This window comes from Alphaproteobacteria bacterium (assembly GCA_030740435.1).
GTDB lineage: Bacteria > Pseudomonadota > Alphaproteobacteria > UBA2966 > UBA2966.
The window spans coordinates 1-13076 of sequence record JASLXG010000017.1; the positions used below are offsets into that span (position 1 = coordinate 1).

The following is a 13076-nucleotide window of genomic DNA, read 5'->3' on the forward strand; positions in this document are numbered from 1 at the left end:
GGAAGATGGGGGGAAACCTTTTCCCAGACCTCATCCCTGATGACGAAACGTCCCGTGTTCATCAAAACCTCCTTGCAAAAGGAAGTTTGAATCACTTTTTGACGCTCTTGGGAATCCCTTAAATGTCAACAGGCCCTAGCCCCGCCCCCTTTTCGGGCGGGGCTTTGTTTATTGCGTTTGCCCGACTGCCCAGCGGGTAGTAGCATTGCTGCGTTCAACAAGGTGGATGCTCAACAAAAATCCACGAATTCGGAGGATTGATCATGAGTGACCAAAGTTCAGGTGGCGTCGAGCAAAGCGGCAAGTCCGGCGGCGATGCATCGGCCGGTGCCGGTGCGGGATCGTACTCAGGTGCCAGCGCGGGTACCAGTCAGTGGGGCGCCAGTGGCGCCGAAGCCGACACCCATGCCCATTCCGGGGCCGGGGCCGGGGCCGGGGCCGGGGCGGCCGGTGGCGACGTAACCGATCAGACCCGAATCGGCTCGATAAACGTCAGCTCGTAAGCCCTAGCACAATAGCGCCGGCGATGGATGCCGCCCGGTGGGCGGGGTTCATCCCGGGCGATTTTTTTGACCGGCCTTGAAACCGCGCATCGCCATCTTTTCGGGTGAGAACTCGGCCCAGGCGGCCGACGTCGCCGCCGCCGTCAAGGCCCAAGGCGGCACGCCGCTGGTTTTCGACATCGGCCTCGGCGGCGCTACCGCGGTCAGCCTGCGGCCCGGCGGCGGCTCCTGGCAGGGCTGCGATTTCGCCGACATCGCGGCCATCCACATCCGTTGCACGGCACCCAACACGATGCCCTCGCTGCCGCCGCTGCTGAATGCCGCAAGCTTCGCCGAACAGCGCCTCGCCTTCCTGCGTGAGCAGTCCTACCAGGCCACCACCTACGCCTTCTTCGAGCACCTGGCCGGAGCGGGCAAACTGGTGGTCAACCGGCTGACGCGGGGTTTCACCGACCACAATGCCAAGGCCCAGCTTTTTCAGAAGCTGCGGCGCTGGCGCATCGGCGTGCCCGAAACCATCAGCACCAACCATCCCGGCACCGCCGCCGCCTTCGTCGAGCGTCACGGCGAGGTGGTGGCCAAACCGGCCATCGGCGTCGGCTCGACGCGGCTGGTGGACGTGGGCGACCGCGCCCGACTGGCCGAGGTGGCACTGTGTCCGGTGCTGCTGCAACGTTTCGTGGCCGGCCAGACGCTGCGCTTGCACGTGGTCGGCGACAAGGTCGTGCTGCCGCTGGAGATCGACACCCAGGGCCACGTCGATTCGCGCACCGCACCGACCGCTTTCCGTTATACCGCCATGGCGCCTAGCCATCGTGCCCAAGTGGTGCGGGCAACCCGGCTGCTGGGCCTTCACTATGCCGCCTGGGACGGCATCGTCGGCGCCGAGGATGGCCGGCTCTACCTCTTGGATTGCAACCCCGGGCCGTCGCTGATGTGGATCGGCCCCGATTTCCGCGAAATCGTCTGCCGCGGGCTGGCCAGCTACCTGGTCGCCTGGGCCCAAAGCGGCTCGTTGCGCCAGGCCCGGGCGGCGGTGCAGGCCTGGTCGCCATGAGGGCCTGCGGATACGCACCCCGTGGTGCGAAACAAGCTGCGGCTGTGCTAAGTTCTGGCCAACCCGGCTGGCGTCCGGCCTAGAGGGAGGCAAGGGTTGTCGGATCAATCGAACAAAGGCGGCGTGAAGGTCGAGCAACGCCTGGCCCAGGACACGCGCCATGCCGTGCGCGCCGCCAAGATTCTCTATTCGCCACCCGGCGTGGTGCTGCGCGGCCCCATCTACATGGTCTTTCTGGTGGTCTTCGGCGCCCTGGTCTATTCGGTGTTCGCCAAGAAGGACATCCTGGTGGTGGCGCCCTTGAAGCTGGAGCGCAAGATTCACACCGTCGAGGCTCTGGGCGGCGGCCTGATCACCGAGATTCTGGCCACCGAGGACACCATCGTGCAGGTCGGCGACCCATTGCTGGTGGTGCAGGAGAAGTTCCGCGCCGCCATGAGCCCCGAACAGGAGGCCCTGCAGGCCCGCGTCGAGGAGATGGAGAAGCAGCGCCGCGATGTCGAGCGCGACTACGAGTTCCAGATCTCGCAACGCCGGCGTGACTACCTCGATGCCTCGGGCCAGAAGGAGATCCGCTCCTCGGGCCTCACGTCACGCATGCTGCAAACCCAGCAACAGATCGCCACCGTCGAGCGCGGCAAGCGCCAAATCGAGGAGCAGAGCCGCATCCGGGCTTCCGATTTCCGCTCCCGCATCCAGCAAATCGAACAGCAGATCGACACCGCCAAGCGCAGCCAGCGCCAGGTCACGCTGCAAAGCCGCACCCGGGCCTCGGCCCTCAAGGGGCGCATCCTGCAGACCGAGCAGCAGATCGCCACGGCGCGGCGCAACCAGCGCCGCATCGTCGAGCAGAGCCGCACCCGGGCCTCGGCCCTCGAAGGCCGCATCCTGCAGACCGAACAGCAGATCGCCACGGTTCGGCGCAGCACCGCCCGCTTTGACGAGGAGGTCGAGGACGCGCGCCGCAATTATGAGGAAAAGAAGGAGCTTTTCGAGCAGCGCGACATCACCCGGCCCGAGCTCGAGGCGGCCGACGACCGGGTCAAGAATCTGGAAAAGTCGGTGGCCGACTCCCAGTCCCAGGAGATTCAGCTCGAACTGACCAAATCACAGCTCCAGGAGGAATTTGACCAGGTTGCCATCGGGCGCGACAAATCGATCGCCGATTCGCGTTCCCAGGCCGTGCAGCTCGAGCTGACCAAATCACAGCACCAGGAGGAGTACGACCAAGTCGATATCGAGCGCCAAAAGGCCATCGCCGATGCCCGGGCCCAGATCGTGCAGCTCGGCCTCAACCTGGGCCAACTCAAGGAGGAATACCAGCTTGTCGACGCCGAGCGCGACAAGGCCATCGCCGATGCCGCCGCCCAGGTGGCGCAGTTCAATCTCAGCCTCGAACAGAGCCGGCGCGAGTTCAAGCAGCTCTCCGACCAGCAGTTGCTGACCATCATCCAGGAGGATATTCGCAAGCTCGAAGGCAACAAGGAACGCGACGTGCGCGAGTTGGATGACTATATCCGCGGCCTCAAGGCCCGCATCGCCGAGGCCGACACGCTGGTGCCGGGCGTGCGCTACGGCGACCGCATGGTCAACTACAAGAGCATTCTCGACGGCATCGTCACCCGCATCCACGTCAGCAAAGGGAACGTCATCGGGGCCGGCAACGATCTCGTCACCATGGTCTCCTCCATGGCGCCGCTGGAAGCCGTGGCCTACGTCCAGAACCAGGATATCGGTCAGCTGCGCCGGGGCCAGCCGGTCAAGATCAAGTACTTCGCCTACCCCTTCCAGGAATGGGGCATCCAGCTTGGTACGATTTCCGAAATTTCGACCAAGCCCAGCGGCGAGGCGGGCCGCGAAAGCATGTACACCATTCGCGTCGCGCTGGACACCGAGATCATCACGAAAAAAAGAACCCGCCCGCGCAAGCTCGAGATGGGTCTGGAAGGCGTGGCCGAAGTCAAGACCGGTGAGAAACGGCTGATCTCCATCGTCTTCTCGCCCTTTGCCCGATTCTTCGAAGAACCTGGCGGTGACGGCGACGGTGGCGACGGTGGCGACGGTGACGACGGCGGCGGCGAGGCCTGAGAATGGTCGACATCAACCGGCGGGCAATCCACGAAATCCTCAACACCCACGTCATGTTCGCCATGCTCGACGATGTCGACAAGGCGGTGGTGGCATCGATCTTCGAGGCCCGCGCCTTCGCTCGCGACCAGGTCGTGGCCGAGCAGGGCACGGCCATCGAGGGCCTCTATATCGTCCATTCCGGCCGGGTGCGGCTGAAGGAGGACGCCGAGGGCAAGATCGAGAGCCTGGGCCTCTCCGGCACGGGCTCGTCGTTTGGCGAGATGTCGCTTTTGGAGGACGCCGATTGGGACTACCAGATCGTCGCCGCCGACGACCGCGTGGTGATGTTCTTTGCCCCGGCCGACAGCATTCGCGAACTGGTCGAGGACCAGCCCTCGATCAAGGAGCACTTCCGGGCCACGGTGGGGCTGGTCGAGCTGGCCGGCCTGGTGCGGGGCCTTTTGGGCGATGCCGAATACGAGCAGAAGGACTTCCTCGACATCCTCAAGAAGGTCGGCGTCAAGGTGGTGCGCCAGGGCGAGACGGTGTTCGAACAAGGCATCGCCGACCCGCGGCTCTATTTCATCGAGCGCGGCCAGGTCGACATCTCCTGGCAGCCGGTCGAGGGCGACCCCATCATCCTCGACCGCGAGAGCCGGGGAAGCCTGATCGGCGTGCCCGGCGCCCTGGCCGATATCGAACCCGACGGCATGCAAGCCAATTCAGCAGTGGCTTTGCGTGACGTCACGGTGCTGGTGATCCAGCAGACCGAGGTCAGCCGTATCCTCGAGATCAACGTGGCACTTCACGAGCGCTTGCGCCTGCGGGCGGTCGAGCTCAGGGAGGCCGAGAGCCTGGAGCAACGCAGCCGCGAGCGGGCCGAGGGCGTCGATCTCAGGATCAAGCTGGCCGAAGGTCTGACCGAGGAAGAGTTCAGCCGCTTCGAGGAGGAGAAGGAGATCTCCGCCTTCCAGGTGGTGCGCCAGAACGAGGAAGCGGATTGCGCCGCCGCCTGCCTGACCATGGTGCTCAAACACGCCGAAAAGAATTTCCAGCTCGGTGCCATCCGCGAGCTGACCAGCCTGCACAACGAATATCCCTCGCCCATGGAGATCATCTCAGGCGCCGAGTTGCTGGGCATACGGGCCAAGGCCACGGCGCTGAGCTGGCTCGATCTCAAGCGCGCCAAGCTGCCCGGCATCGCCGCCTGGGAAGGCTTTCACTACGTCGTGGTCTACAAGGTCACCGAGACCGCGGTGCACATCGCCGATCCCGCCGAAGGCATCCGCAAGGTACGCAAGGCCGACTTCCTCAAGTCATGGTCCAAGGCCGAGCTCTTGGATCCCGACATCGCCGATGCCCAAAGCGGCGTCTTCATCCTGCTCGAGCCGACGGTGCAGATGGAGCACCTGGAGCCGCCCAAGAAGCCTTATCTCCATTTCATCCGCTACATCACGCCGCACAAGAAGTATCTCGGCGAGGCATTACTGGCGGCGCTGTTGATCAACATCCTCAGTCTGGCCTCGCCGCTTTTTATCCAGACCATCATCGATACCGTGATCGTGCACCAGGACGTGGCGCTGCTGAACATGATGCTGGCCGGCATGGTGATGGCCACCGGCTTCATGACGCTGACCACTTTCGCCCAGTCGCTGCTGCTCAATTTCACCACGGCGCGGATCGATATGCGGCTGGTGTCGGAGTTCTATCGGCACGTTCTCAGCCTGCCCATGAGCTTCTTTCACACCCATAACAAGGGTGAGATTCTGACGCGCTTTGGCGAGAACCAGAAGATCCGCGCCATCATCGCCGGCCAGACCATCACCACCATTCTCAACATGATGATGGTGGTCATCTACTTCTTCATGATGTTCGCCTACAACACCAAACTGGCGATCATCGTGGCGGCTTTCCTGCCCGTCTACATCGGCATCGTCACCTACTTCACGCCGCGCATCAAGGCGCTGAACCAGGAGATCTTCGTCGCCAACTCGCAGGCCCAGAGCTTTCTCATCGAATCGCTCAACGGCATCGAGCCGCTGAAGGCCACGGCCAACGAGTACATGGCGCGGTCGCGCTGGGAAGACGCCTTCTCGGGCAACGTCACGCGCACCTACCGCTTGTCCAAGCTGGCGCTGCAGTCCTCCAGCCTGTTCCGCATGTCGACGCTGTTCGCCACCGTGGCGGTGCTCTGGGTGGGCGCCCAGGACGTCATCCTGGGGGTCATGACGGTGGGCGAGCTGATGGGCTTCAACGTTCTCATGGGCCTGGTCACGGCGCCGGTTTTGCAGCTCGTCGGACTCTGGAGTGCGCTGCAGGAAGTCCGCATTGCCGTCGACCGGGTGGCCGACGTGCTGGACGTCAATCCCGAACAACCGTTGATTACCGACGCCGAGAACATGCCGGCGACGCTCGACCAGTGCGAGGGCCGGATCACTTTCCAGGACGTCAACTTCAGCTACGTCGGCGGCGACCAGACCCACAACGTCATGCGCGACTTCAGCCTGGAAATCGAAGCCGGCATGAACGTCGCCTTCGTCGGGCCCTCGGGCTGCGGCAAGAGCACCATCGCCAAGATGATCCTGGGCTTCAACGTTCCCAAGTCGGGCGAGTGCCGCATCGACGGCAAGGATATCACCCAGATCGATTTCTCTTCGCTGCGCCGCTCCATCGGCGTGGTGCTGCAACAAAGCTTCGCCTTCGCCGGTTCGGTGGCCGAGAACATAGCACTGGGCGATCCTTCGCCCAACATGCAGGCGGTCAAGGAGGCGGCCCAGATGGCCGGCGCCCACGAATTCATCATCAACTACCCGCTGGGCTACCAGACCCTGATCGGCGAGAAGGGCATGGGGCTCTCGGGCGGCCAGGCGCAACGCATCTGCATCGCCCGGGCGCTCTACCGCAAGCCCAAGATCATGATCTTCGACGAAGCCACCTCGGCGCTCGACAACGAATCCGAACGCCGCATCACCGAGCAGATCAAGAAGGTGGTGCGCGGCCGCACCACCATCAGCATAGCGCACCGGCTCTCCACCATCATGCACTGCGACATGATCTGCTTCATCGATGACGGCCAGGTGCAGGAGCATGGCACCCACCCCGAGCTCATTGATCCCGAATACCTGCGCGCCAACGGCTACAAAGGCCTTTACTACCGGCTGGCCATGACACAGTTTGATCTGCCGCCGCTGGACGACGACATCAGCGGCGAGAAAGCGCCCGCGGAGACGGCCGAGGCGGCCGAAGAGGAGGCCGCTGAGACACCAGAAGAGGCGGCAGAAGAGGCTGGCGACGAGGATCAAGTCGACGACAACAAGGTGCCAGGGAAGAGCACTGAGACGGCCGCAAAGAAGACCGAATAGGCGGGAGCGCAGACCGGCATGACCATCATCGATACCGGCTCCGGACATCAGCTCGATGTAGCCGGCCTGACCGACCTCGGGCGCAAGCGCAGCCTCAACGAAGACACCTTCCGCATTCATGAAGGCAGCGGCCTTTTGATCGTCGCCGACGGCATGGGCGGGCACCAAAAGGGCGAGGTCGCCAGCGCCGCCGCGGTGCGCATCATTTCCCACCACGTCGGGCGCAACGTGGCCCAGGTCAGGGCCGCCGCCAACAGCGATACGGCGACCGACATCACCGAGATCGAACCTGCGGGGGCCGACGTCAAACTCGTCGACGAGGCGTTGGTCAAGGCCAACGACGCCATCAACGCGCTCAACCAGGACCGCGGCTTTCCCGCCGGCACCGGTATGGGAACGACGGTGGTGGGGATGCTGCCCACGGTCGAGCCCGGCCGCATGGTGCTCTTCAACGTCGGCGACAGCCGCGTCTATCGCTTTCGCGATGCCGAGCTCCGCCAATTGACGCGGGACCACACGCTCTATCAGGAATGGCTCGACGGGGGTGGCCAGGGGGACAACCCTCCGCGCAACGTCATCACCCGGGCGATTGGGCCGAAAGCCAAGGTCGAGAACGATGTCGGGTTGCAGCTGCTGGTGCCCGGCGATCTCGTGCTGGTCTGCAGCGATGGCCTTACCGGCATGGTGGCGGATCCGGAGATCAGCGAAACCCTGGTCCGTCTGGACCAGGCCACGCCCGACGATATCTGCCGGGCGCTGGTGGACTTTGCCAACGAGCGCGGCGGCAAGGACAATGTTACGGTCATCGTGGGCCGCTATTCGTGAGCTCGGAGAACGGCATTGGCCTCTGACGAAGACCATACCCAGTTCCTGGATCTTGCCGCCGGCTCGTCGCTGCGGCGCGCACCGCAACCGGCACCGGCGGCGCGCTTGGTGGTGATGGAGGGATCGGAGTTCGAGGACGAGGACGAGTTGCAGGAGATCGTACTCGAGCCCGGCCAGGACTATGTGGTCGGCCGCGGCGAAACCTGCACGGTGCCGATCAACAGCCGCAAGCTGTCGCGCCAGCACCTGCGGTTCTATCCCGGCGACGGCCAGTGGGGCGTCGAGGATCTCAACAGCACCAACGGCATCTACGTCAACGGCCAGCGGGTCAATGACAGCTGGCTCGCGCCGGGTGACGAGGTTTATCTCGGCGGCATCCAGCTGCGCTACGTGCTCGACAGCGGCGCCGGCGGCGAGGCCAGCGGCAGTTGGCGCCAGGCGGCGCCCGACGAAGAGGACGACACCGAGCGCACCATGTACTTCGGGGCCAGCATCGGCGAGGCCCAGGTCGCGTCCAGCGCCATCCTCGAAGCCCGCGACACGGTCGAGGAAGACGTCGAGGAGGATTTCACCGAACAAGTGGTGCCGACGGTCCAACGCGAGGCCTTGCCGGCGCCGGAGCGCTGGTCGAAGCTTTTCATTCGGGCCATCAGGGTAATGGCCTTTCTGGCGATCTTGCTCGGCTTGGCCGCCAGCGCCATCGCCTATTATCCGGTCTATGCCAGGAACAGCGCCATCGAGGCCACCGTCAAGCGTCTCGAGGGACCGCTCCATAGCCTGGCCGACATTGCCTACCGCAGTGCCGGCAGCCTGAGCGCCGAGGTCAGCGAGCGGCAGTTGGCGCGGTTGGCCAAGCTGGGCCGCCTGGCGTCGCCGATGTTGTCGCGCTATTCCGACGACGTGCGTCTCATCGACCTCGAAGCGCGGCTGCGTTTCATGGTTTTCGAGCGTGGCTTCAGCCCGGCTCTGGCCAGCGGCGATCTCGAGGCTGCCGCCAGCCGCCTGGAGCAGGCCGAGCAAGCGCAGGCGGCCCGGCGGGCCGGCGCCACGAGCAAGGCGGCAAAAGAGGCCCAGGGCCTGCGCCAGGTCGACGACCTGTTGACGCTGGCCGGCCTGGTGCTCGAGTTGCGCCACTTTTCGCTGCGCTTCCCTAAGCCCGACGCGGCATCGCCCCCGCCGGCCGCGCTGATGGCCGAGATGTCGAAGCGGACCGAGACCTTCGCCCGTTTGCGCCGCAGCAACGACAGCCCCCTGCAGATCTGGTATCGGCTGTTTCTCAAAAGCCTCGAAAAGGCCGAAAGCGTTGACGTCGAGAAGCTGAACCGCTGGAAGGGAGTCCTGCGAGACCAGTGACGCCGAGACGCCGCGCCTGCCGCTGTTCACTGCAGCGCATCTTCTGCCCGGACGGCGAGAAATGCGGGTTAACAGTCGTGGCGTATCGAAATTCCTCTTCCCTTGCCGCCAGCCTGCGGGCCGCCGTGAGCGTTCTTGCGGTCTGGGGATGGCTTGGCTCGGCGCCGCTCACGGCGGCCGAGGTGCTGGGCTCGGGGGGGATGGCGGCGGCGGCTTCGGTGGTGCCCGCCGCGGTCTCCCTGGAGGCGGCCATCGGGGCTGCTCTCGAGGGTTCTGTCAGCGGCGCCCGAACGGCCTTGAAGGACCTGCGGCTGCGCAAGCTGACGCTCGGCGAGGCCGACGAGAACAGCGCCGCCCGCAGCCTCGCGGTGGCCCTGGCAGTGGCTGGCAGCGGCGAACGCCGGGCCACCCTGGAAGGCAGCAGATCGGCCTTCGATCCGACTTCGTCCCTTTCCTTTGGCTACACCGAGAGCAACGGCCACTCGCGCAATCAGTTCATCATCCGCGAACGTGTCGTCGAGTCCGAGGGGGCCAAGACCGAGGGCTCGGTGGTGGGTTGTATCTTCGTCGACGGTGAAATTGCCAACACCGACTTCGATACCTGCGTCGACCGTCTCGAACTGGCCGGCGAGGAGGAGGCCGCCAGCTCGGACAGCCGCCTGCGCAGCTGGTTCGGCAGTGTCTCCTTGGCTAAGGGCTTCGCTTGGGGCGGCAGCCTCAGCGCCACCTTCGGCTCGACCTACAAGATCAAGACGAGCTACGATGTCGAAGGTCTGCAAAGCATCCTCTCGGTCCAGGACCCTTTCGGCTTCTCGAGCCGGGCGCCCTGGACCAGCAGTCTGTCCTTCAGCTTTTCTTCGCCACTGCCTCTGACCAAGGGGTTCGGCGCCCAGGGCAACAGCGCCGGCGTCGGCCTGGCGGTGGCCGAGGCGACGCTCAGGCGCAGCCGCTGGGAACGCCACCTGGCCCGCCTTACGGCCCAGCAAACGACGCGGCTGGGCTACTGGGACCTGGTGGGCGCCGTCGAGCGGCTGAAACTGACACGCAACCTGGCGGCCGCCGTCTGGGATCTCGAAGGGCGCATGCGGCGGCGTTATTCGCGGGGCTATCTGACGGGCTATGAATTCAAGCAGATCGTGGCCGAAGGGAAGGCCCTGGCGTTACAGGAAGAAAGCGCCTGGAGCGGCTTCGTGGCGGCATCGCACGCGCTGGCGGCCAGTCTCGACTGGCTCAAGCAGGAGCCCGCGCCGCTGCTTTTGCCGATCGACTATCAGGCCGAACTGCGCGCCGCCGCCGGGCTGCCCACCGAGGACGCCGTGGCGCGGGCGCTGAGGCGCTTTCCCGAGCTCAAGATCAGCTCCGAGGATAGCGGCACGGCCCGGCTTCAGGAACGCTTCAGGCGCTACCAGACCCGGCCCGACCTGAGCTTCAGCCTGAGCTACAATCTGGCCCAGACCGATTCCGCCTTCGGCTACGACACCTGGCGCGCTTCGGCGGTGCACATCTTCGGGCCCGATTCCGACGAGATCTTCGTCGGCCTGACCTACACCGTGCCGCTGTGGAACGGCGCCGTGAAGGCGGCGCACAGGCGCGCGCTGGCGGCCCGCAAGGGGGCCGAAGCAGTCGAGCGCCAGGCCGTTTCGGACGTCGTGCGCCAAGTCAATGCCGCCACCAGCCAGTTGCGCCAGGCCGAGTTCAGAATCAAGGACGCCGCCAGCCGGCTAGAGCTGGCCGAGCGGGCGCTGAACCACGCCGTGCGCATGTTGGAGCTCGAGCGCATCTCCAGTTTCGAACTCATCAACCGCTACCGCGCCGTGCTGGCGGCGCGCCGCGAGGACGTCGCCGCCCGGGTGGCGTTGCGCCAGGTCGAGGCCCGCCTGGTGAGACTGATGGGCGGTATCGAGGAGGATTGGTCATGAGCCACAAAGCTTCCCTCGTCACCCTCTTGGCCGGACTGCTCTTGCCCGCCGCGCTGGCCGCCGCCGAACCCCCTGGCGGCAACCAGGTGAAGGCCATCCTGGCGCCCGAGGGCTCGCTGGTCGACAGCCCTCGCCTGGCCGCCGAACGCCGGCTCAACGGGCTGGTCGTGGCCGCCCGCCAGGGCGACGGCAGGGCCATCCTGGGGGGCTACCAACTGGTCGAATTGAGCCGCCGCCAGGCGGCGCTCAAGGCGCTGGCGCGCAACCTCGGCCTGCTCAAGGGCCGCATCGCCTCGGAGATCGCGGCTGCCGTGCTGGAGGAGGCGCGGGCGGTATTTGATCCCGTGCTCACCGCCAGCGCCAACTATTCCTCTTCGCTCACCTATCAGCGCCTGACCTTTGCCTCGAAGCACAAGCGGGTCACGGAAATCGTGGCAGCCGGCGACAACGATTCCGGCGGCAATGTCTGCTTTGCGCCGGGCGACAACGCCGACGCCAACGATACCAACTGCTACCGCGTGGTCTTCGACGAGGACAGCACCGTGGCCTTCATCCAGTACGACCAGTTTCGTGCCGAGGGCTTTGAGAACACCAAGGTCACGGCCAGCGAGGCCAGCACCACGGGCAAGACCAAGACCTACACCCTGGCCACCAGCATCGCCCAGCAGCTGCCCTGGGGACCGTCGCTGATGCTGGCCTATGACGCTGTCTACAAGAATACCAAGTTCATCAACAACCCCGGTGCCAGCGGCCTCGAAACCTTCGGCTCCTACGACCGGCCCTGGACCTCGAATCTCTCGCTCAGCCTGTCGCTGCCGCTGCCCTTTACGCGCAACTTCGGCTCCTTCAACGGCACCGACATGGCGCTGCGATTGAGTGAAATCGATCGCCAAGTGGCTACCTGGCAAGTGCAGATCCTGGTCAACGACACGCTGCGCGACGTCGAGCTGGCGTTTTGGACCCTGGTCGGCCGGGCCAAGGCGCTGGAGACGGCGCGGCGCGATCTGGAAAACACAGAGAGGCTGGTATCGCGCACCGAACGGCTTTTTGCCCTCAAGCGCCTGACGCGCTACGACCACGCCCAGGTGGCCAGCCAGCGGCCGCGGGCGGCGGCGGACTGGCAACAGGCGCTCGGCGCCTACGTGGCGGCGGCCAATAGCTTGGCCCAGTTATTAGGCAGCGAAGGCCGGGTGCTCTATCTTCCGGTAGCCTACAGCGACACCCTGGAACGCCTGTCGGTGCCGGCCCAGAACCTCGACGCCTTGCGCCAGAACCATCCTCAGTTGCTGCAAAGCGCGCTCAATTTGCGTCGCGCCGAGTTGCAGATCGATGCCGCCACGGTGGCGCTGCGGCCTGATCTGGCGCTGAGCTATGACACCACGGTAGGGCAAAGCAATTCGCTCTTCGGCTACCGCTATTGGATCTCTTCGGTCCTCGACATCGAGCAGCCCGATACCACCACACAGACGGCCAGCCTGGTCTACAGCCATGCCTTCGGGCGGCGCTCCGACCGGGCCGGCCATGCCAGCGCGCGCTACCGTCTGGAGCGCCTGCGGGCACAACGCGAGATCACCGACAACGGTCTCCTGCAGCAGATCCGCGACGCCCTCACCGCGGTCGAGAGTGCCCGCCACTCCATCGCGCTGGCGCGCCAGAGGCAGGAGCTGGCAGGCCAGATCTACAACGCCGCCAGGCGCCTGCAGGAACGCCGCCAAGTCACGGAATACGAAATCACCCAGCAGCTCAACGGTCTGCTGGCCGCCGATACCGCCCTGATCCAGGCCCAGATCGCCGGCAAGCAGGGCGAAACCCGGCTGCTGGCGTCGCTTGGAATACTGGCCCGAGTCTACGGCCAGCGCACGGCCCTGACGAATTTCGATCGCGGGCGCCTGAAGCGGCTGGAATCGGTGGGCATATTGCGGCTGTTTGGAGAAGGCCGATGAAAGCAAATTGGCGCCACTTGGTGGCTACCGCGACGCTGCCGCCG

At 65.2% G+C, this 13076-nt stretch carries 8 protein-coding genes; all 8 read left to right on the forward strand.

What is annotated here, in order from left to right; all coding sequences use genetic code 11:
• The first annotated feature begins 263 nt into the window (after positions 1–263).
• Positions 264–503: a hypothetical protein gene (locus tag QGG75_01980; GenBank protein ID MDP6066015.1), complete on the forward strand. Its 240-nt coding sequence runs from the start codon at positions 264–266 to the stop codon at positions 501–503.
• A 76-nt stretch (positions 504–579) separates the two neighbouring features.
• A complete protein-coding gene (locus tag QGG75_01985) occupies positions 580–1560 on the forward strand; it encodes a hypothetical protein (protein MDP6066016.1) in 981 nt (326 codons plus the stop codon).
• 96 nt (positions 1561–1656) lie between these two features.
• Positions 1657–3648: an HlyD family efflux transporter periplasmic adaptor subunit gene (locus tag QGG75_01990; GenBank protein MDP6066017.1), complete on the forward strand. Its 1992-nt coding sequence runs from the start codon at positions 1657–1659 to the stop codon at positions 3646–3648.
• Positions 3649–3650: 2 nt separating this feature from the next.
• Positions 3651–6992 carry an ABC transporter transmembrane domain-containing protein gene (locus QGG75_01995; protein ID MDP6066018.1) on the forward strand — a complete coding sequence of 1114 codons (3342 nt, stop codon included), beginning with the start codon at positions 3651–3653 and terminating at the stop codon, positions 6990–6992.
• An 18-nt stretch (positions 6993–7010) separates the two neighbouring features.
• Positions 7011–7817, forward strand: a complete 807-nt coding sequence (locus QGG75_02000; GenBank protein ID MDP6066019.1) for a protein phosphatase 2C domain-containing protein — start codon at positions 7011–7013, stop codon at positions 7815–7817.
• 15 nt (positions 7818–7832) lie between these two features.
• Positions 7833–9170, forward strand: coding sequence for an FHA domain-containing protein (locus QGG75_02005; protein MDP6066020.1), 1338 nt, complete (start codon positions 7833–7835; stop codon positions 9168–9170).
• Positions 9171–9295: 125 nt separating this feature from the next.
• Positions 9296–11089, forward strand: a complete 1794-nt coding sequence (locus tag QGG75_02010) for a TolC family protein (GenBank protein MDP6066021.1) — start codon at positions 9296–9298, stop codon at positions 11087–11089.
• Positions 11086–13032 (forward strand): TolC family protein, encoded by a 1947-nt coding sequence (locus QGG75_02015; GenBank protein MDP6066022.1) that lies wholly within the window; start codon positions 11086–11088, stop codon positions 13030–13032. The genes QGG75_02010 and QGG75_02015 overlap by 4 nt, the downstream gene beginning before the upstream one ends.
• The last annotated feature ends 44 nt before the right edge of the window (positions 13033–13076 follow it).

What these genes read in the sequence shown, in the direction of transcription:
- QGG75_01980 (MDP6066015.1), top strand. Translation starts at nt 264, where the DNA reads ATGAGTGACCAAAGTTCAGGTGGCGTCGAGCAAAGCGGCAAGTCCGGC.
- QGG75_01995 (MDP6066018.1), top strand. Translation starts at nt 3,651, where the DNA reads ATGGTCGACATCAACCGGCGGGCAATCCACGAAATCCTCAACACCCAC.
- QGG75_02000 (MDP6066019.1), top strand. Translation starts at nt 7,011, where the DNA reads ATGACCATCATCGATACCGGCTCCGGACATCAGCTCGATGTAGCCGGC.
- QGG75_02015 (MDP6066022.1), top strand. Translation starts at nt 11,086, where the DNA reads ATGAGCCACAAAGCTTCCCTCGTCACCCTCTTGGCCGGACTGCTCTTG.